The sequence below is a fragment of the Klebsiella sp. Sb-30 genome (assembly GCF_057652795.1).
On the sequence record NZ_CM172749.1, the window covers coordinates 2,541,524 to 2,560,260 of the forward strand.

General features: G+C 54.1%; 20 protein-coding genes. 9 read left to right on the forward strand and 11 right to left on the reverse strand.

Annotated elements, in window-relative coordinates; translation table 11 throughout:
* Positions 1–130: 130 nt before the first annotated feature.
* On the forward strand, positions 131–694 hold the full coding sequence (locus AC236I_RS11925; RefSeq protein ID WP_004862371.1) for a YagU family protein: 564 nt from the start codon (positions 131–133) through the stop codon (positions 692–694).
* A gap of 56 nt (positions 695–750) precedes the next feature.
* On the opposite strand, the gene AC236I_RS11930 is transcribed toward AC236I_RS11925, so the two are convergent.
* Both AC236I_RS11930 and AC236I_RS11935 read right to left on the reverse strand, forming a co-directional pair.
* Complete coding sequence (locus AC236I_RS11930; RefSeq protein WP_004862370.1) at positions 751–1,710, reverse strand: YbgA family protein; 960 nt, start codon at positions 1,708–1,710, stop codon at positions 751–753.
* A 217-nt stretch (positions 1,711–1,927) separates the two neighbouring features.
* Entirely contained in the window at positions 1,928–2,707 is a 780-nt protein-coding gene (locus AC236I_RS11935; RefSeq protein WP_004862368.1) for a MerR family transcriptional regulator, read from the reverse strand.
* Between the two features lie 366 nt (positions 2,708–3,073).
* Between AC236I_RS11935 and AC236I_RS11940 the strand changes: the two genes are divergently transcribed.
* Positions 3,074–3,655: a cytochrome b/b6 domain-containing protein gene (locus tag AC236I_RS11940; RefSeq protein ID WP_004862365.1), complete on the forward strand. Its 582-nt coding sequence runs from the start codon at positions 3,074–3,076 to the stop codon at positions 3,653–3,655.
* 103 nt (positions 3,656–3,758) lie between these two features.
* On the opposite strand, the gene AC236I_RS11945 is transcribed toward AC236I_RS11940, so the two are convergent.
* Complete coding sequence (locus AC236I_RS11945; RefSeq protein WP_004862362.1) at positions 3,759–4,307, reverse strand: GNAT family N-acetyltransferase; 549 nt, start codon at positions 4,305–4,307, stop codon at positions 3,759–3,761.
* Between the two features lie 241 nt (positions 4,308–4,548).
* Between AC236I_RS11945 and AC236I_RS11950 the strand changes: the two genes are divergently transcribed.
* Positions 4,549–5,055 (forward strand): anti-virulence regulator CigR family protein, encoded by a 507-nt coding sequence (locus AC236I_RS11950; protein ID WP_015584261.1) that lies wholly within the window; start codon positions 4,549–4,551, stop codon positions 5,053–5,055.
* 233 nt (positions 5,056–5,288) lie between these two features.
* Here the strand turns inward: AC236I_RS11950 and AC236I_RS11955 are convergent, their stop codons facing one another.
* Positions 5,289–6,785 carry an aminotransferase-like domain-containing protein gene (locus AC236I_RS11955; RefSeq protein ID WP_015584262.1) on the reverse strand — a complete coding sequence of 499 codons (1,497 nt, stop codon included), beginning with the start codon at positions 6,783–6,785 and terminating at the stop codon, positions 5,289–5,291.
* Between the two features lie 38 nt (positions 6,786–6,823).
* Between AC236I_RS11955 and AC236I_RS11960 the strand changes: the two genes are divergently transcribed.
* Positions 6,824–7,600 carry an arylamine N-acetyltransferase family protein gene (locus AC236I_RS11960; protein WP_004862355.1) on the forward strand — a complete coding sequence of 259 codons (777 nt, stop codon included), beginning with the start codon at positions 6,824–6,826 and terminating at the stop codon, positions 7,598–7,600.
* 1 nt (position 7,601) lies between these two features.
* Here AC236I_RS11960 and AC236I_RS11965 read toward each other — a convergent pair whose 3' ends face one another.
* The 3 genes from AC236I_RS11965 to AC236I_RS11975 are packed head-to-tail and all read right to left on the reverse strand — an operon-like array spanning position 7,602 to position 10,335.
* Positions 7,602–8,051, reverse strand: coding sequence for a cyclophilin-like fold protein (locus AC236I_RS11965; RefSeq protein ID WP_048023651.1), 450 nt, complete (start codon positions 8,049–8,051; stop codon positions 7,602–7,604).
* Between the two features lie 48 nt (positions 8,052–8,099).
* Positions 8,100–9,128: an alpha/beta hydrolase gene (locus tag AC236I_RS11970; protein ID WP_032717502.1), complete on the reverse strand. Its 1,029-nt coding sequence runs from the start codon at positions 9,126–9,128 to the stop codon at positions 8,100–8,102.
* Positions 9,129–9,141: 13 nt separating this feature from the next.
* A complete protein-coding gene (locus AC236I_RS11975; RefSeq protein WP_064357021.1) occupies positions 9,142–10,335 on the reverse strand; it encodes an MFS transporter in 1,194 nt (397 codons plus the stop codon).
* Positions 10,336–10,546: 211 nt separating this feature from the next.
* Between AC236I_RS11975 and AC236I_RS11980 the strand changes: the two genes are divergently transcribed.
* Both AC236I_RS11980 and AC236I_RS11985 read left to right on the forward strand, forming a co-directional pair.
* Positions 10,547–11,464, forward strand: coding sequence for a LysR family transcriptional regulator (locus AC236I_RS11980; protein ID WP_064359300.1), 918 nt, complete (start codon positions 10,547–10,549; stop codon positions 11,462–11,464).
* Positions 11,465–11,675: 211 nt separating this feature from the next.
* Positions 11,676–11,936: a hypothetical protein gene (locus AC236I_RS11985; protein WP_004862343.1), complete on the forward strand. Its 261-nt coding sequence runs from the start codon at positions 11,676–11,678 to the stop codon at positions 11,934–11,936.
* A gap of 155 nt (positions 11,937–12,091) precedes the next feature.
* Here the strand turns inward: AC236I_RS11985 and ydfZ are convergent, their stop codons facing one another.
* The 4 genes from ydfZ to ftrA form a co-directional block, all read right to left on the reverse strand.
* Entirely contained in the window at positions 12,092–12,295 is a 204-nt protein-coding gene (ydfZ, locus tag AC236I_RS11990) for a putative selenium delivery protein YdfZ (protein ID WP_004862340.1), read from the reverse strand.
* A gap of 1,604 nt (positions 12,296–13,899) precedes the next feature.
* On the reverse strand, positions 13,900–13,995 hold the full coding sequence (gene mgtS / locus AC236I_RS11995; protein WP_004102377.1) for a protein MgtS: 96 nt from the start codon (positions 13,993–13,995) through the stop codon (positions 13,900–13,902).
* 148 nt (positions 13,996–14,143) lie between these two features.
* Positions 14,144–14,359 (reverse strand): DUF4177 domain-containing protein, encoded by a 216-nt coding sequence (locus AC236I_RS12000; RefSeq protein WP_004862336.1) that lies wholly within the window; start codon positions 14,357–14,359, stop codon positions 14,144–14,146.
* Between the two features lie 53 nt (positions 14,360–14,412).
* Positions 14,413–15,426 (reverse strand): transcriptional regulator FtrA, encoded by a 1,014-nt coding sequence (ftrA, locus tag AC236I_RS12005; RefSeq protein WP_219173701.1) that lies wholly within the window; start codon positions 15,424–15,426, stop codon positions 14,413–14,415.
* A gap of 68 nt (positions 15,427–15,494) precedes the next feature.
* Here ftrA and AC236I_RS12010 point away from each other — a divergent pair, with 68 nt between their 5' ends.
* From AC236I_RS12010 to urtA, 3 genes are all read left to right on the forward strand, one after another.
* Positions 15,495–15,887 carry a rhodanese-like domain-containing protein gene (locus tag AC236I_RS12010; RefSeq protein ID WP_032717500.1) on the forward strand — a complete coding sequence of 131 codons (393 nt, stop codon included), beginning with the start codon at positions 15,495–15,497 and terminating at the stop codon, positions 15,885–15,887.
* Between the two features lie 191 nt (positions 15,888–16,078).
* Positions 16,079–17,182 (forward strand): cobalamin-independent methionine synthase II family protein, encoded by a 1,104-nt coding sequence (locus tag AC236I_RS12015; protein ID WP_004862329.1) that lies wholly within the window; start codon positions 16,079–16,081, stop codon positions 17,180–17,182.
* Between the two features lie 175 nt (positions 17,183–17,357).
* Positions 17,358–18,629, forward strand: a complete 1,272-nt coding sequence (gene urtA, locus AC236I_RS12020) for an urea ABC transporter substrate-binding protein (RefSeq protein WP_004862326.1) — start codon at positions 17,358–17,360, stop codon at positions 18,627–18,629.
* Positions 18,630–18,737 lie beyond the last annotated feature (108 nt).

Below are 18,737 nucleotides of genomic sequence, written 5' to 3' on the forward strand. Positions count from 1 at the left end.
TGACGAGCAAAGAGATACGAATAAAAATTGTTCTCATAGACAAAAGTGTGATCGCGATCAATATGGCCGGTCGTGAGTAACATTAAACATAGCTAATGTATTCATTCTAAAAATAATCAGGTGGTAATCGATGGCTATCAAGGACTTCTTTGCACAAACGGAACCCGGGCGCCGGCGTTATGGCGTGGCAACAGGCGTTGGGATCATTGCGGGTATTATGTCGGCATTTGTGAAGTGGGGGGCTGAAGTTCCGTTACCGCCCCGTACTTTCTCCGGCGGCAGGGATGAATTTAATCCACCCTATCTTTTTTTACGTGATTACCTGGGGATTGATCCTACTCACACCGTTTATACCTTCTCAGAGCACATCATCAATCCGGTGATGGTGACGCATATTATTTTCTCGCTGGTATTTGCCATTGGCTATTGCGTGGTGGCAGAAGTTTTCCCCAAAGTAAAATTATGGCAGGGGGTATGGGCGGGTATTGTCGCTACTATCGCCGTTCACTGGATCTCTTTCCCTTTATTAGGTCTGACGCCTTCTCTGCTTAATATCCCCGCCGATGAATATATTTCGGAACTGGTCGGGCATATTTTCTGGTTCTGGGCGATAGAGATGATCCGCCGCGATCTGCGAAACCGTATCACTCATGAACCTGATGCTGAAGTTCCGCTGAATTCACCGTTCAGATAATTGCCGGAAAAGCGATGGCAATGACGGGCTCGCGACGGCGGGCCCGTTTTACGTCATCAGAGGAGTCTCAGGCGCAGACCTAAATCCTGGGGGTAGGGGTTAAAGTAGTTTTGCGTCAGCAGATAGCGGTCTGGAAATTCGCCCAGATAATGTTTGAGCAATGTCATCGGCGCGAGTATTGGCAGCAAACCGGCGCGATAGTTGAGGATCACCTCGCGAAGTTCGCCGCGCTGACGACTATTGAGCCGATCGCGAAAGTAGCCCTGGATATGCATCAGCACGTTGGTATGGTTTTTCCGCGAAGCGGGTTGTTTAAGAATCGCCATCAGCTTCGCGCGATAAGCGACAAAGAAGGCATCCAGATCTTCCCACTGGTGAAGGGAGGCAACGAAAGGCCCAATTTCGCGATAGCCCGCCTGGTCGTGCGCCAGCAGCTGCAGTTTGTACTGGCTATGGAAATCCAGGAGCGCACGGCGGCTAAGTCCCTGCGCTCGCAGGGTAGTTAACTGGTGCAGAGCGAAAACGCGCTCAACAAAGTTCTCCCGCAGCACCGGATCGTGCAGGCGGCCATCCTCTTCTACGGGCAGCCACGGGTAGTGCATCAGCAATTGCTGCGTGAAAAGACCCACTCCCTCTTTACGCCCACGGTGACCATTTTCGTCATACAGCCGCACGCGCTCCATACCGCAGCTGGGCGATTTAGCACAGACAACAAAGCCAGAGAGGGCATCCACGCGGGGGAGAAATGAGGCGCTAAATTCGGCCATTTTCTCCGTCACATCATCGTGGGGCGTTTGGCTAAAACGCATCTCAATGGCTCCTTCGTTGGTTTGCACCAGACGAAGAGCCGGGCGAGGAGCGGGCAGGCCGATGGCCATCTCCGGACAGACGGGTTTGAAGGCGACCCAATCCGCCAGTTCGTCCATGACAAAGCCCATACGTTTATGCCCGCCGTCAAAGCGTACGGCTGAGCCGGTTAAACATGCGCTGATGCCGACTGCGGGTTGCGTGTTCATGGTGCCATCCTCTTAGTGCATTGGTTGTAGGAAGAACAGGGGGACCGCCGGTTGCCGGCCCGCGCGACGTCTTCACATACTTAAAACTTACACAATAACTAATATTTGTCCAAGTATTAGAGAGGATATTTATTATTATCTATTTAATTCAAGTGGTTATATTTAACGGTTTTCATCGGTCCTTTACCGTCAGGCGATGTACTAAAGTCCGGAGGACTCAATCTCTTTGACTGGTATCGGCGGTCGCGTCCGGCGAGATATCGCCGGAGGAAAGGGAGATAACGTCGAGGGCGCTGACCTGCTGCCGCCAGCATGCGATCTGTTTTTTGCGGGCAGCGGTCAGTGTTCCGGAGGTGACCAGCAGCCAGTTTCGCTGCGGGAAAACCTCGGGCGCCAGAGCCGCCGGCGGGACGGGAAGGAGATCGATACGCTGGCCCTGGCCGGTACGGGCGAGGGCCTCCAGCCAGATTTCGCAGGGGTCGGAGAGATGCCAGCCGGCTATCAGCCAGTTATCTCCCGGCGCTTTTTTATCGCCTTCGAGGCAAAACGAGGTATAGGCGATAATGATCCCGTCGAGAATTTCGCGCAGCGTCATCATTGTCGGGATGCGGGCAGACAGTTTACCGCGCAGCGGACGCAGTACTTTCGTAACCAGCTCCGGGCGCGGGGACTCGCGGCCTGCATCGTAGATTAGCTGGCGCAGGGCGTCGATTTTCCCCTCTTTAAGCCGCTGCAGCATGGTTTCCTGCAGGCTTGACCAGTTGTCAGTCCGCCTCGCGACGGGGCTATCCAGCAGAGGTTTCACCTGGCTGACGGGAACCCCTTTTTGAATCCAGTCGAGAATTTTGAGCGCCAGCTGAACATCATCATCACTGTACAGACGGTGTCCACCCTCTGTACGCCGCGGTTTGAGCAGGCCATATCGGCGCTGCCAGGCGCGAAGCGTAGTGGGGTTGATCCCGCAAAGCCGGGCAAATTCACCGATGGAGTAAGACATGAAGGAGACCTGATAAGAGAGAAAAGTCCCAATATACTATGAATTATTACCGGGTAAATGTTAAATGACCGACGCCCGCGTTGCCCTGCGCGGTCGCCGCGATTGCGCAGATGACATCAGGTTCCGCTCATGCCGCCGAACGGCGTTATTTCAACGTTCGCGATGACGTTAAATTCCGCTTCCCGCCACCGCGTTACTGTCGATTCCGGGCGCCCGTCGGTTATCGGTCTTCGCGAACAACCGCAGGCGCTTGCGCGGATCCTGAAATGGAATAAATTGATAATTTCACTGCGGCTTTAAGGTTTCGTTAATTAACCGCAACGATACTGATGAAATTAACTTTCCCGTAAACAAAGTGGTTAAATCATGAAAGACCGGTTATGTCAGGCGCTTCCTCACCGCGATACCCCTTTTTTTCGCGCGCTACATATCAGCGTCGCGATATTGGTTTTATTGCAGATTATTAACTCTGACTTCACTGAAAGTGAGGCCCTCGGCGAGGTTAACCTGGCTGGGTTCGTGACCTGGTTTCACGTTATCTCCGGATTTACATTGATTGCTCTGGGGATTGTGATGCTTATCTGGATGCTGACACAGCGTGGTTTTCATTACTATTTTGCCTGGCTGAAGCTCGATTTTCGCGGCATGGTTGTCGATTTCAAAACGCTGATTTCATTACGTCTTCCTGACGCGCATGCCGGGGGAGTGGCGGCATTTATTCAGGGGCTGGGGGTTCTGGCACTGCTGGGCGTGGCTCTGTGTGGCGGGCTCTGGTTTGTGCTGAATACAGCGCTTGGTCCATCCTCTGCGTTGGCACATGATGTCCTGGGCTTGCATAAATTCCTGACCGTATTTATTGAGACATATTTCTGGGCCCACGGCGCAATGGGATTACTGCATATTTTCCTGAAAGTCCGCAGCCAAAGGAATAATCCCGTGACTGAATAATCATGTTACCGCGAGAAAGGGGTTTCATTATTGTGCCCGACAAAAAACGCCGTCAGGATTTTACCTGGCGGCCATGTGCGAGACGTGAATTGCGCATCAATATTTACGGCTTATATTGTAAATTCCATTCTTTCTTCAGAAGAGCATAAATACAGGTATTGTCATATCGTCGTTCGCCGCTGGCGGTCACAAACGAAACAAACTCTTTAAAACAGCCTTCCTGGCGCATCTGAAGACGTTCACAAAGTTTCTGAGAGGCCTGATTGTAGTCTTCAACATAGGCATACAAACGGCGGGCTTCTTTCGCCGTAAACAGATAGTGAAAAAGCGCGGAAACGGCTTCCGTCGCAAAGCCCTGACCCTCATAACGTTGATTAAAATGCCAGCCCACGGACCAGGTATTGTGGTCCGGCTCTTCGTCGTTGTCGGCAAACAGGTGCCCGATGAGCCGATCGCTTTCCTTGAGGCAAACTGCAAACTGGCTTGCGTCACTGGCCCTTTTGATGACGTCTTCCTTGGCTTGCGCAATGGAATTGAGCTTTTCATCCTGAAAACAGGGCACGCGAGGGGAAGACAGGTATTCCAGCAGCGGCAGGGCATCTTTTTCTTTAAAAGAACGAATAAAAAGTCGTGAAGTCGTCGCTACGATCATGATGGGATAAGTCGCCGGGATAAGTTTGTGCCTAAACTAACATTCATCCAGGGATTGCCTCAATGCCTTTCGAAAACGCTGAACATCTCTCCGGTTAATGATGCCCGGTTTATCTGCTGAAATATCGATGGGAATTGATGATGGCTGCAGAATCATCCAAAAATAAGAAAACATGAAATTGTTAAGGGTATAGCTTTGTCATATGTTTTAAGTGTCAACGTAATCTTAAGGAACAGTTATCATGTTTAAGCGTCGCACTCTCAAAACTGCACTTGCGGCGGTTATATCTCTTGTTGTTCTTGCTGCGCCGGTTTATGCCAACCCAGGAAACGGAAACGGCGGTGGGCATGGCAATGGCGGGGGGAACCACGGGAACAGCGGCAATCATGGCAACAGCGGAGACCATAGCAACCAGGGCCAGGGGAAATCGGCTGAGGATCATGGCAACCGCAAGAACTATGGGAAACCAGACCATGTTGACTCCGATATCAGCTTCTCGCGGGCGCGCTCCCTGGCAGTAAATTATGGTCTGGTGGGTTATAAGGCGCTCCCTCCGGGTATCGCCAGGAATTTAGTCCGGGGCAAGCCATTGCCTCCGGGGATTGCGAAGAAAACGCTCCCGGCATCCATGATTAACGATTTACCCTATTATCCAGGATATGAATGGCGTGCGGTGGGCCATGATTTGGTGCTGGTCGCATTAAGTACGGCCATCGTTACATCAATCATTAATGGTGTTTTTGACTAACGGTAAACCGTTTGCTCTGAGGCCCCGCAAATGTGGGGCTTTTTTATCCGCGAAACAGCAAAGGGCAGCCAGGGCGAAGCGTCTTACGAGCGGCTGATTTTGTCCTCATTGGCTTAACGGGAATATCCCGGTAACGTCTGCCTCTGGCACAAGGCGGGTATCGTGACCCGGGCCATTATTTACCCGCAGACCCGATCATAAGGTGGATGGGCTGACCCCAGAAATATCCGCTGTCAATGTCCCGAGGCCAGGTCGTGGCACAAGCGACCGAGTTGTTCCACAGCCTTCAAAAGATGGCGGGTGGGTTCATTGGCACCGTTCAAGCGCAGGAAGTTTTGCAGTTCTGCCGCCCCCGGGGAAAACAACGGTCCCGGACTGACGCCAATGCCAAGGGCGAGTGCGCGACGATGTACCTCCAGCGCATCTATCTTTGACGGAAGCTTTACCCAAATCAGAAAACCGGCTTCTGGAGCGGCTACCCGCGTGCCCGGTGGGAAGCTTGTTTCAACCTGTGCGATGATAGCCTGCATCCCTTGCGCAATGCGGAGCTTCAGCTGCCGCAGATGCCTGTCATAATCACCACTTGCCAGGAGCTCGCTCGCCGCGGCTTCAATCAGCGGCGCGCCGGCCCACTCTCCGGCCATTCGAGCCTGCAATACCGTTGAGTGATAGCGTCCGGCTGCAATCCAGCCGATTCTCCAGCCCGGCGCCAGGGTTTTAGACAGTGAGCTGCAATAAATAACATTTCCGCACCTGTCGAAGGCTTTACACGCAGGCGGACGCTGCGCATCCCCGGCCAGATCGCCATACACATCGTCCTCAATTAAAGGGATGCCCATGCCGGCAAGCAGGGCCACCAGATCCCGCTTGCGCGCGACGGGCATGCTGGCACCTAACGGATTCTGCACCGTGGGTGAGGCAAGAACGGCCGCAGGACGGTGGCGCTGGAGGGCTTCTTCAAGCGGCGCCAACAGTAAACCTTCAACAGGGTCAGTGGGGATCTGTAATGCCTTCAGGCCCAGATCCTCCAACAGCAGGAGCGTGCCGAAGTAGGCAGGCTGCTCAATTGCCACGGCATCACCCGGTTGGCACACGGCGCGGAGAGCCAGGCGTAGCGCCTGGGTTGCCCCTGCGGTAATGATAAGGTCATCCGCGCCAAAAAGTGCTCCCCACTGTGCCGCGCGCGCGGCAATCTTTCTGCGCAGGTCTGCTCTCCCCGGGGGCAGGCTGTAGCTCTGCCCGCGCGCATCAAGCCGACGACCTGCAGTCTGCAATGCCCTTTGCAGAGTATCTACGGGAAGCCAGGCGGGATCCGGTAGCGCGGCGCCAAGCGGGACCAGGCGCGCCTCGGCGCTCCCGAACAATGAGCGGGCTATTGCGGACATGGTTACCGGCACGGGGACGGGTAAAGAGGCGGTGCCCGGCCTCTCCCCGGCGGAGATGATCTGGTGGACAAAGTAACCTGAGCGTGGTCGCGCGATAATCAGCCCCTCCGCTTCAAGATAACGTAGGGCCTCCAGCGCCGTGGGAAGGCTGACCTGCTCGCGCTCGGCCAGTTTACGCGCGGAAATAATCCGATCTCCTGTGCGCAAAGCGCCTGAAGTCAGCGTCAGCCGCAGCAATTCGGCTATTCGGCGATAGTGGGGAGTCGGCGGGGACGGGTCGGACATCGTAATCTGTATAGTCTGATTTTTGATAAATCTGACTATACAGGCGATACGAGGCGCCATCTATAGTGTGGGCAACACAAACCAGCCAAGGAAGTCCCATGCACAGCGACAATTTTGATCTTTCCCTCTACTTCCGGCGCATAGGCTATAGCGGGCCTGCGGCTGCCGATACCGCCACGCTACAGGCGCTCATGCGCCACCAGCTCTTTGCGCTCCCCTTTGAGAATCTGGACGTACAGGCAGGTAAAATCGTTTCGATGGAGCCTGATGATATTGCCAACAAATTATTACAGCAGAGCCGGGGCGGCTACTGCTATGAACTCAACGGACTGTTTACGATGGCGCTGGAGACGCTGGGTATAACCTACCGTTTTGTCGCGGCGCGGCCAATGTTCTATCCCGCGCGCCGGCCTAAAACCCATATGGCGGTCATTGCCGAAGTTGATGGCCGTCAATGGCTGTGCGACCTTGGATTTGGTAGCTACGGTATCCGCGCGCCGCTGGCCTTAGACGAACTGGATACGGACATCATTCAGGATTTTGATACGTTCCGGCTGAGTCGCGATGCGAGTGGAGACTATCTGCTTCAGGCCATGGTTGACGGAGACTGGTGCGATCAATACGGTTTTGACCTGTCGCCTCAGGAATGGATTGATTTTGTTCCGGCTAATTACCTTAACTCCACGCACCCCGATGCGGTCTTTGTACAAAAGCTGCTTGTCATCCAGCATCGACCCGAGGGGCGCTATATTCTGCTGGGCAATATGCTTAAGACCATTACTGCAGACAGGGTAGAAAAGCAGTGGCTGACAGAAGACGAAATTGCGCATGCGCTGGAAAACCGTTTCGCGCTTGTGCAGACCGTTCAGGTTTAAGCTATTTCATCATCGAGAAGCTGACTTTAATGTTACCGCGCCCAACGGCATCTTGCAGCGTATTCGCCGCAACGACCTTGCCGATCGGCGTATAGCTGTAGGATGTGCGAAAGGTCTCGTAAAAAAGAACAACAGTATGACCACCGTATAACATGAGATCCCCCTGATAGAGGGTTTCAGGGCGGATGGGATTGGGGGGTAAAGGATGGGGTAAGTCAGCGAATTTCTCATTGCCGTTAAGCTCCTGCATCGTCAGCGTTAACGGCAGCTGTTTGATAAACGCCTTCGCTGTCGGATTATCAGCAAGCTCAACGTCGTAACTCTGTTGATGGAGGGTCAATTTCACAATCATCGGCTTCTCCTTACCTGACGGAACAGCACCCCCGGCATAAACGGGAAACACACAATGATTAACCAGGACAAATAACAGCGCTAACGGTTTATTCAACATGGCTCTCCTGTAAATTTTCCGCTCCCTTTATGGGAGCGGCGGGTAGCACTATTTCAGATTGGTTTTAAAGAATGACGTCAGCTTCGCAAAAGGGATCAGATCCGTTCGGTCGTACAGATCGACATGGCCTGCACCAGCAACGATATAGAGCTCTTTCGGTTGAGCTGCGCGCGCATAGGCATCCTCGCTAAACTCTTTTGAATGCGCATTGGCGCCGGTAATAAACAGCATTGGGCGCGGGGCAATGGTTTCAATATCGTTGAATGGATAGAAATTCATAAATTTGCCAATGCTGCTTAACAGCGGTTTGGTGGTCAGCGCCTCTTTCTCGCCCTGCGGGGTATAGCCGCCTCGCGCTGTACGATAGAAATCAAAAAACTCACGCTGTATGGCCGGTGTGGCGTCATCCAGCTTGTTTACGGTCCCCGGAATATATGCCTTCTCTGCACCGTTAAATTCGGCCTGTCGCTGTTCGATGGCCGACTGGATGAAGGACTGACGTTGCTCTGGCGTCTGGGAATGATTCAGGCCATTGCGGAAAGCCGAGCCCATGTCATACATGCTGACAGTGGCAATCGCTTTCATCCTGGGGTCAATTTTGGCCGCGCTGATAACAAAGCTGCCGCTGCCACAAATCCCCAGCACGCCGATATTCTCAGGATCAACGTACGGCTGGCTACTGAGGTAATCAACTGCCGCGCTGAAGTCATCAGAATATATTTCCGGCGAAATCAGATGACCCGGTTTACCTTCACTTTCACCCCAAAAGGAGAGATCGATTGCCAGCGTCACAAAGCCCCGATCCGCCAGTTTTTGCGCATACAGATTCGAGCTTTGCTCTTTTACCGCCCCCATCGGATGTCCGACAATAATTGCCGGATTTTTGACATTCTGATCCAGCGTTTTCGGAATAAATAAATTGCCTACAACGCTCATCTGGTACTGGTTTTTAAACGTCACCTTTTGCTGGATAACCTTATCGCTTTTATAAAAGTTGTCGGCGCCTTTTGACATATCCGCCGCAGAGGCGGCAAACGAGCTGATTAACAGCCCCAGCGCCAGCGTCATATTTTTCATGGAGTTTTATCCTCTATTGTGAGTGGTGTGTTTTACGTGATGTCAGAATGGTTAACCCCGCAGCGACAATCAGCAGCCCGCTACTCAGCGCAAAAGTGCTCTGCCAGCCGGTGTGATCAAACGCCAGGCCGCCAAGCGTGGAACCCAGGGCGATAGAAAGCTGGATCGCCGCGACCATCAGGCCGCCGCCGGCTTCGGCATCATCAGGCAGCGTACGCGCGACCCAGGCCCACCATCCGGTCGGTGCAGCTGTCGCCATCAGTCCCCAGAACCCCAGTAGCGGCACGACAAACCAGAGGTGTTGGCCCGTGAGTATGAGCGTCACGGCGACGACAGCCATGAGTGAAGAGATGGCTGCAAGCGTTGAATAAAGGCCCCGCTTTAAAAAATGACTGATCACCAGCGTGCCAATAAAACCCGCTATCCCGATGGTCAGCAAAATGAGCGATAAGGCGCTGATATCCACCCGGGTGACGGTTTCAAGAAACGGCCGTACGTAGGTGAATAACGAGAACTGCCCCATAAAGAACAGCCCGCAGGCCAGCAGACCAACGGCAACAACGGGACGGGAGAGCAGATGAAAAGCAGAACGCCCGGGCCGCCTGTTGTTGTCGGGTGCCATCGCGGGGAGGCTGAAGCACTGCCAGATGAAGGCGGCGATCGCTACCGGAACAAGGCAGAGGAACGCTCCGCGCCAGCCCATTACGGCGCCGAGATAACTGCCGAGCGGTGCCGCGATAACGGTTGCCAGGGCATTACCGCCATTGAAAATAGCTAATGCGTGAGGGACCCGGCGCCGTGGCACCAGACGCAGCGCAGTGGCGGCAGACATCGACCAGAAGCCACCGATCGCAATGCCAATCAGGGCGCGACCCGTCATATAAATCAGGTAGCTGGGGGACAGGGCGACCATAGTTGCCGATAAAGCCATTAATGCCGTCATGCCCAGCAGCAGATATTTACGATTCAGATTCCCGGCAAGAGTCGAAAGAGACAGGCTGGTCAACACCGCCAGCGCCCCGGAAATGGCGATCCCCTGTCCAGCCAGCCCTTCACTCACCCTGAGGTCGGCCGCGATGGGCGTCAGCAGGCTAACAGGCATAAATTCTGAGGCGATAAGCACAAAGACGCAGAGCGTCATCGCCAGCACACCGCTCCAGTATGCGCGCTCCTGGTGATGTGAATTTTCATGACTGAGTGTGGACATAAACGGCTACCTCTGAATATCGACCCGGCTGAATTCAGGCAAGCCGGGGCCGGACGCTATTCACGGGAATAACGACAAAAAAACGCACGCATAAACATGCTGTTGACGCTTATCAATTGCTGAAAGTTTTACATGACTGGTGTAGCCTGACTAGCTAATGAATACTTAATAGGCTTATAAGCCTGAGTTATTAATCGGGAGTGTCAGCCGAATGAAACGCAACCTGAATGACCTTCTTTATTTTGTCACTGTTGCCCGTGAAGGGAGTTTTACCCGAGCGGCGGCGCATCTTGGTGTGACGCAACCCGCTCTCAGTCAGGCGATTTCAGCCCTGGAAGAGCGCATGCAAATTCGTCTCCTTACCCGAACCACCCGCAGCGTGTCGCCCACCGCAGCCGGAGAGCGGCTGCTGCAGGCCATCGGCAATCGTTTTGATGAAATTGAAGCTGAACTGGATATGCTCACGGAACTGCGTGACAAACCTGCCGGTACGGTACGAATTACCTGTGGGCCGGATGTGTTACGTACCACCTTATTACCCAAACTGACGCCGCTTCTGCGTGAATACCCGGATATTCATATTGAGTTCGATGCTAATCACGGTTTCCGCGATATTGTTGCCGACCGCTTTGATGCTGGAGTGCGTCTGGGCGACACCATTGATAAAGATATGATTGCGATACCGATTGGCCCGGAATTACGCATGGCGGCCGTGGCTTCGCCGGAGTATTTTTCACGCTACCCGATTCCGCAAACTCCGCATGAACTGACGCAACACTGCTGTATAAACCAGAGAATGGTCAAATCCGGAGGGCTGTACGTCTGGGATTTTGATCAGGAAGGTGGTGATTTGAACGTTCGGGTGAACGGGCAGGTGACGTTCAACACTTCAGAGCATATTGTCACCGCCGCACTGGCCGGATTAGGCATCGCTTTTTTACCTGAGCAAGAGTTTGGCGCACATATTGAAGAAGGTCGGCTGATTCGGGTGCTGGAAACCTGGTGCCAGCCTTTCCCTGGCTACTATCTGTATTACCCCAGCCGGAAGCAAGTTTCTCCCGCATTTTCGCGGGTGATCGATGCTCTGCGTGTTTACCGTCGGCGCCAGCCCGTAGACAAGATCCGGTAATTCTGTTTCCTCATGCCCGGACGGCTTCTGGTATGAATACCTGAAGCCGTCATGCTACAGGGGGATGCCTGGGCGGCTGTAGAGTGACGCTCTTTCGGTCTGTCTCTCCGATCTATTTAGATATCTCTGGTAAACGATGTTTGCCTGAAATATGCCAGACGCGGGTGGTTGCTTAAACTATAATCCCCGGCATTTATTGTGGGGGAACTTAATGAAAAGTATGACAGCAGTATTGAGTATTGTGCTCGCAGGAACGTTATCAGGGTGCGCAGCAGTCCAATATAACGATGGTGAAAAGGTCAGCATTCAGGCTGATGCGTGGTACGGTCTCGATAGTTTGCATTCTACGGCCGTTAAAGCCTGTCAGCAGTATGGCAAATCAAAAGCAGTATATGTCCATAGCGCAAATATGAACCCGAATTTGCCGAAGGGCAGCGGGGTACAAAATACCATCTGGAAATGTGAGCCATGATGAGGCCGGGTTGCTGAATCTGTGCCAGACAGAAGGGGATATTCGGCGCGTAAGGCAGGGAATAAGAATGCCGTTCCGGTACGGTTTGCTGAATATCGGCTATGCAGTAGTTTGCCAGATATTTAGTCGCCAGTGCCGCAGCGGCATTGCCGTCTTTAGTGTAGGCCAAGACGGATCAGTTCAACGGGTTCGAACTTACCTTCATTCCCTTCAACTTCAACGGTTTTGCTGCGACGTAATTGGGCGGGGGTGAGTCCACTGGCGTGGATAGCAACAATTTTACCCGTTTTACCTGTCCCATTAATCATCACCTGGCTTCCGTTGGTAATAGGATTGCGGTTACGATCGTAAGTGACCATGGGTATTTCTCCTTTTTTCTCTGTGCATCAAAAAAAACCGTATTGCGTACAAGGCCGGGCCCTGGCAACGGACGTAATATAAATACGCCTTTGCGCCTGCCATGTTTTGAGTTTGATCAATGTCACACTTTTTAGCCGTTAAGAGGCGACTCTTCTCCGGGTGAGCGGTATTTTAATAGTTAAAGAACGCATAACACTTACTTTTTTATAAAAAAACATAATATCAGCGTGTCGCTTTTTATCTGTTGATAGCGATAAACGCGAATATTCTGTTGAACTAATAATCGATACCGCCCTGGGTAATTTCCCGGATAAACCCATGGACCTTCTGCAGGTTATTCGTCCCATCCCTGGGACTCACCCCTTCGGGGCCGACGTCAACGTCGTTCAAAAACGCTCCGGGCGTTTTTGTCCATGCTGGCGGCCCCGGCTCAGCGATTTTCAGCCGCGCCAGCCCCCTGCGGCATGTCCCGTTATTCCATGCTGACCATTCCGCCGCTGAAAAACCTTCAGCAAGGATATCGCAGCGTGACGGCCACGGGAGGGCAGCGCAATGCCGGGGGCAGCCGACCTTAAACGATCGGCATTAATCTGCGGGTGGCTTGATTAACAGCTGTAACAAAATGGCCTTACCACCTTAGCGAAGATCTGGCCCGTGAAAGTGTCCACCACCAGGACCACCGCCGGGTCCGCCTCCGTGGCCTCCCGGCGGAAGGATGCATCCGGAAAGAGACATGGCTCCGCAGAGCACAAAAATGACAAGGATAATTTTTTTCATAATAAACTCCTGAACTGGCGAGCCTCAATTCCAAACCAAAAATGTGATTATTTTATGGAGAATCAATAATTCCCCTTCGCGACACACCTTAATTAGGAATATTCCATGAGGAAGCCTGGCCGCGAGGTCATCAAAGCGATGTGTTGACCTGAGTGATATTTCTGCTGACTCACCGAAGGGGTGTCCAACACCGCTATTTTTCTGTTGAGAATCGACAATTAGCACTATCGCGGGGCATGAGACCAGGAAGACTAGCTCTCACGCTGTGCCTGAAGTCGGTAGGACGGCAGAGCTTCTGCGAAGGGCGGCGATAATCCTCCCCACATCGTACCGAAGTACGGCATAGCGCCAGGCACCGCGTCCGAACCGAGTCGTTATGACGAAAAAATGTGGGATCTTACCGCCAGCAGAGAGAGAGCATTGTCAATGCAGGAAAGCTTTCGAAATTCGGTGGCGGGAGCGGTAGTGCGTGGTCATGCACGATGCCATTACGCCATCGAACGACATGCATTTATCTTGAATAATCCGTGAGGAGGGTCTGTTTAAAAATACGCCGGCTAGCAATGTGAGCAAAAAAGCTAGCAACGGAATAGCTATATGGGTTTTCACTGGCAAGGAATCCGATATCGCGAATAATGCTGAATAATCTACACCCTCAGTATGAAGGTAAAGTGACGATCCTCGTTGCCATCAGGGGGCCGGGTACGGCGGAAGGAATGAATTTCTCACAATGAAGCTAATACTATGTTCGGAAAGCTAAAAACGGAACGCCCCCTGGTGCAGTCAGCAACAGGGGGCGGTTACGGGTGGGGATTATCGTCGTTCATCAGTCATCCCATTTGTGGCTTAGATACGCGGCAAGAAAACCAAAGAACAGAATTGTTCCCAGTACTGCCATAAATACATGCATATTTCCCAGCATGATTAACCTCCATCATTGATTAGTGTGCGCTAAGTAGTCCTTATTGAACGTGGTGTACGGTTGTTGCATAAAGAATAACCTGGTCAACCTAAACAAATAATTAACCAGGAAAACTTTTTCGCCGTAAAATAAATAGTGCGGTGAGTGATTAGAGCGGTCGTTCAAGGACGAACAGATAGGCCTCGCGCGACCAGAACAGTCCGGTTCTGCGGCGCTCCACGGACATCGTTTTGACTTCCCAGCCCTGCAGGGTGAACTCATTGAGAAAACGGCTCATTTTCTCCGGGTCAGCTTTCGCTTCACCAAAAAACATGCTCCCCAGAATCCCCTCTTTGTACAGAACGACTCGACACTCTTTTTTCATCTGACAGGCTCCTTGCGTAATGACAGCAAACTGAAAGCCATTGTGACCGCCTGTTACGATTTTACAACCGCGGCGGCAGAAAACTTCTTCCGGTAGGCAGATGGGCTGATGGCGAACTGCTGGCGAAAATGGTGGCGCAGGGTGCCGGCATCGGCGAAACCGCTGAGTTCGGCGATTTTATCGATGCTGATGCGGCTATGGGTCAGATGCTGCTGCGCGCGCTGCAACCGCTCATCCAGCAGCCAGCGGGCAGGGGTCTTACCGGTCGCCGCCTGAAAACGGCGCAAAAACGTGCGAGGACTCATCCCCGCCTGTTGCGCCAGCGACGCCACGGTATGGCTGGCGGCAAGATGCTGATACAGATAATCAAACACCAGCCCCAGGCGCTGACTTTCCCGCGCCTGGGCCACGGGCCGGACGACCTGCTGCGCCTGCGCGCCGTCGCGATGCGGAGAGACAACCAGTCGCCTGGCCACGGTATTGGCGGCTTCAATCCCAAAATCCTCACGCACAAGGTGCAGGCACAGGTCGATGCCGGCGGCGCTGCCCGCGGAGGTCATAATGCCGTCAGAACCCACGTACAACACATCGGCGACGACATCAATCAGCGGGTAGCGCTGGCGCAGATTTTCCGTGTATCGCCAGTGCGTTGTCGCTTTGCGGCCATTGAGTAACCCGGCGGCCGCGAGAACAAATACGCCGGAGCAGATTGAGATAATCCGGCAGCCTCGCGCATGGGCGGCGGCTAAGGCATCACCCAGCGCCGCCGGGATCGGCGCATCGATCCCGCGCCAGCCGGGCACCACGATAGTCTGCGCATCCTGAAGCAAATTCATGCCGCCGTCGGTCATCAACCGGATACCGCCGGTAGCACGTAGCTCACCGTCATCGACGGCGGCGACCGCGAACTGGTACCAGCGTTCGCCCATCTCCGGGCGGGGAAGACCAAAGATCTCCACCGCGATACCAAACTCAAAGGTGCACAGGCCATCATAGGCCAGCACAACGACCCGATGGCGTGACAACGTCACGGGAGGGTTTGTCAGGATTTCAACGTTTTCTGTCATGGTTGCCGGCAGAGGATAAGTGGGCGGATTCATTAAATTAGTGGTACCACAGACAAGGAGAATACGCCATGAGTGTTGTAACTGCTTTTACCCCAGCCACCTCCAGCGAGGCTGCCGCCTGGTTCCGGCATAAACTGAGTTTTGAAACCGACTGCGCGGATGTCTACAGCGCGATGCGCGACGGGGCCTGCGATTTTGTGCTGCTGCACGTTGTCGGCAGTCCGGAGGCCTTTGCCCGACGGCATCTGCCCGGGGCGCTGCATTTACCGCATCGCCTGATCGATGCCGCCCGAATGAGCGAGTGGCCAGCTGAGACGCTGTTCGTCGTCTATTGCGCCGGCCCACACTGCAACGGTGCGGATATTGCCGCTCTCAGGCTGGCTGAACTGGGGCGTCCGGTCAAAATGATGCTCGGCGGCCTCACCGGCTGGCAGGACGAGGGGCTGCCTTTCGCCGACTAACTCACCGCGGCCGGTTTCCTGCGGGGAGCAGGCCGCACAATGAATTTATTTCATGACCGATGAAATTTTCTCGTTTGCCGCTGACGGCAGTGCATGACAGTATCTGGACATATAGCCATCCAGAAGTCTAAAATTCAAATAATGAACTATCACGGCAGGCAACTAATTGTGCTTACCGCTAAGGAGACACCATGCAACGTCAACAGGCCCCGTTCCGCGCGGATATCGTCGGCAGTTTTTTACGTCCAGAGGCAATAAAAGTCGCGCGTCAGCAGCTTGCCGAAGGCGCCATAGATGCACAACAGCTGCGCCAGATTGAAAATGATGCTATCCGCCAGCTGGTCAGGCAGCAGTGTGACTGCGGGCTGCACGTGGTGACCGACGGGGAATTTCGCCGCGCGTGGTGGCACTTCGATTTCTTCGATGGCTTAGAAGGCGTTGAACGCTACGATTCCGACAAAGGGATCCAGTTTAACGGCGTGCAGACCCGGGCACACGGCGTTCGCGTCATTGGCAAACTGGCGTTTGGCGATCATCCGATGCTGGAAGATTTTCGCTATCTGAAAAGCGTCAGCGGCGAAGCACAGCCGAAGATGACCATTCCAAGCCCGAGCGTGCTCCATTTCCGCGGCGGGCGTAAAGATATCGATGCCACGGTTTATCCGGATCTCGCCGACTATTTCGACGATCTGGCGACGACCTGGCGCGATGCCATCCGCGCCTTCTATGATGCCGGCTGCCGCTATCTGCAGCTCGATGATACCGTCTGGGCCTATCTGTGTTCCGATGAACAGCGCCAGCAGGTGCGCGATCGCGGCGACGATCCCGACGAGCTGGCAAAAACGTATGCCCGGGTGCTGAATAAGGCTCTGGAAGGCAAACCGGACGATTTGACCATCGGCCTGCACGTTTGTCGCGGGAACTTCCGTTCCACCTGGATCTCGGAAGGCGGTTATGAGCCGGTTGCCGAGGTGCTGTTTGGCGGCGTCAACGTCGATGCGTTCTTCCTTGAGTATGATAATGACCGCTCCGGCGATTTCGCCCCGCTGCGCTTTATCCGTCCGGGCAAGCAGCAGGTCGTGCTGGGATTAATCACCACCAAAAACGGCGAGCTGGAAAACCCGGAGGGAGTGAAGGCCCGTCTGCAGGAGGCCGCGCAGTATGTTGCGCTGCAGCAGATTTGCCTCAGCCCGCAGTGTGGCTTCGCCTCGACCGAAGAGGGGAATGCGCTGACGGAATCCCAACAGTGGGATAAAGTCCGCCTGGTCACCGGGATCGCCGCTCAGGTCTGGTAACCGCTCTTCATAGCGCAGCGTTGCACCGTTTTGAGGCAACGCTGCCTGTCTGTTTCTCTCCTGCCGCGCCGTCGCGCGCTTTCCCGCCGTCAGCCAACCTGGCACCGTTTTTGCCTTATCACTTCCGGATAGTCGTTCATTCATTTTTCGTTTTTGCGATTTTCAGGAGTGAATCATGCAGCGTCGAACATTATTAAAAGCTTTTGCCCTCTCCGCCTCTACCGTTCTCATGGGCTACTCTTTCCAGGTTTATGCCGCCGACACCATTAAAGTCGGGATTATGCATTCACTCTCCGGGACCATGGCGATTTCCGAAACACCGTTGAAAGACGTGGCGCTGATGGCAATTGACGACATCAATGCCAAAGGCGGCGTGCTGGGGAAAAAGCTCGAGCCGGTGGTTGTCGATCCCGCCTCAAACTGGCCGCTGTTTGCGGAGAAAGCCCGTCAGCTGCTAACCCAGGACAAAGTGGCGGCGGTCTTTGGCTGCTGGACATCGGTCTCGCGAAAATCGGTGCTGCCGGTTTTTGAAGAGCTGAACGGCCTGCTGTTCTATCCGGTACAGTACGAAGGCGAAGAGATGTCGCCAAACGTCTTCTATACCGGCGCGGCGCCGAATCAGCAGGCGATTCCGGCGGTGGAATACCTGCTGAGTGAAGATGGCGGCGGGGCGAAACGCTTCTTCCTGCTGGGCACCGATTACGTCTATCCGCGTACCACCAACAAAATTCTGCGCGCATTCCTGCATGCGAAAGGGATCCAGGATAAGGACATCGAAGAGGTCTATACCCCGTTCGGTTACAGCGATTACCAGACCATCGTTGCCAACATTAAGAAATTCTCCGCCGGCGGCAAAACGGCGGTGGTTTCTACCATCAACGGCGATTCCAACGTCCCGTTTTATAAAGAGCTGGCAAACCAGGGGCTGAAAGCGACCGATGTGCCGGTGGTGGCCTTCTCGGTCGGTGAAGAGGAGCTGCGCGGTATTGATACCAAACCGCTGGTGGGGAACCTGGCGGCGTGGAACTACTTTGAGTCCGTCGATAACCCGACCAACAAACAGTTTGTGGCGGATTACCGTGCCTATGCCAAAGCCCACAAGCTGCCAAACGCCGATACCGTGGTGACTAACGACCCGATGGAAGCCACCTGGGTTGGGCTGCACATGTGGGCCCAGGCGGTAACCAAAGCGGGAACCACCGATGTCGATAAGGTGCGGGCAGCGATGGCCGGCCAGACCTTCAACGCGCCATCAGGCTTTACTCTGACTATGGACGCGACCAATCACCATCTGCACAAACCGGTGATGATTGGCGAAATCGAAAGCAACGGGCAGTTCAACGTCGTCTGGCAGACCGATAAGCCGGTACGCGCCCAGCCGTGGAGCCCGTGGATCGCCGGCAACGATAAGAAACCCGATCATCCGATAAAAACTGCCGCTAATTAAGCGCCTCTTTCCCGGGCGCGAACGCCTTGCCCGGGCGACATAAGTAGCCCCGGCAAGCGCCAGCGCTGCCGGGGCTATCCCGGAATCCCGCGCGACCCTCGTTAGCGT

Bases quoted from the DNA above. Each gene is read 5' to 3' on its own strand.
- AC236I_RS12015 (WP_004862329.1), top strand. From the start codon at position 16,079: ATGCAACGTCAACAGGCCCCGTTCCGCGCGGATATCGTCGGCAGTTTT.
- AC236I_RS11940 (WP_004862365.1), top strand. From the start codon at position 3,074: ATGAAAGACCGGTTATGTCAGGCGCTTCCTCACCGCGATACCCCTTTT.
- AC236I_RS11955 (WP_015584262.1), bottom strand. From the start codon at position 6,785: ATGGCGCCTCGTATCGCCTGTATAGTCAGATTTATCAAAAATCAGACT.
- AC236I_RS11960 (WP_004862355.1), top strand. From the start codon at position 6,824: ATGCACAGCGACAATTTTGATCTTTCCCTCTACTTCCGGCGCATAGGC.
- urtA (WP_004862326.1), top strand. From the start codon at position 17,358: ATGCAGCGTCGAACATTATTAAAAGCTTTTGCCCTCTCCGCCTCTACC.
- AC236I_RS12010 (WP_032717500.1), top strand. From the start codon at position 15,495: ATGAGTGTTGTAACTGCTTTTACCCCAGCCACCTCCAGCGAGGCTGCC.
- AC236I_RS11970 (WP_032717502.1), bottom strand. From the start codon at position 9,128: ATGAAAAATATGACGCTGGCGCTGGGGCTGTTAATCAGCTCGTTTGCC.
- AC236I_RS11975 (WP_064357021.1), bottom strand. From the start codon at position 10,335: ATGTCCACACTCAGTCATGAAAATTCACATCACCAGGAGCGCGCATAC.
- ydfZ (WP_004862340.1), bottom strand. From the start codon at position 12,295: ATGGTCACTTACGATCGTAACCGCAATCCTATTACCAACGGAAGCCAG.
- AC236I_RS11965 (WP_048023651.1), bottom strand. From the start codon at position 8,051: ATGTTGAATAAACCGTTAGCGCTGTTATTTGTCCTGGTTAATCATTGT.
- AC236I_RS11930 (WP_004862370.1), bottom strand. From the start codon at position 1,710: ATGAACACGCAACCCGCAGTCGGCATCAGCGCATGTTTAACCGGCTCA.
- AC236I_RS11935 (WP_004862368.1), bottom strand. From the start codon at position 2,707: ATGTCTTACTCCATCGGTGAATTTGCCCGGCTTTGCGGGATCAACCCC.
- AC236I_RS11985 (WP_004862343.1), top strand. From the start codon at position 11,676: ATGAAAAGTATGACAGCAGTATTGAGTATTGTGCTCGCAGGAACGTTA.
- AC236I_RS11980 (WP_064359300.1), top strand. From the start codon at position 10,547: ATGAAACGCAACCTGAATGACCTTCTTTATTTTGTCACTGTTGCCCGT.
- AC236I_RS11945 (WP_004862362.1), bottom strand. From the start codon at position 4,307: ATGATCGTAGCGACGACTTCACGACTTTTTATTCGTTCTTTTAAAGAA.
- AC236I_RS11925 (WP_004862371.1), top strand. From the start codon at position 131: ATGGCTATCAAGGACTTCTTTGCACAAACGGAACCCGGGCGCCGGCGT.
- AC236I_RS12000 (WP_004862336.1), bottom strand. From the start codon at position 14,359: ATGAAAAAAGAGTGTCGAGTCGTTCTGTACAAAGAGGGGATTCTGGGG.
- mgtS (WP_004102377.1), bottom strand. From the start codon at position 13,995: ATGCTGGGAAATATGCATGTATTTATGGCAGTACTGGGAACAATTCTG.
- ftrA (WP_219173701.1), bottom strand. From the start codon at position 15,426: ATGACAGAAAACGTTGAAATCCTGACAAACCCTCCCGTGACGTTGTCA.
- AC236I_RS11950 (WP_015584261.1), top strand. From the start codon at position 4,549: ATGTTTAAGCGTCGCACTCTCAAAACTGCACTTGCGGCGGTTATATCT.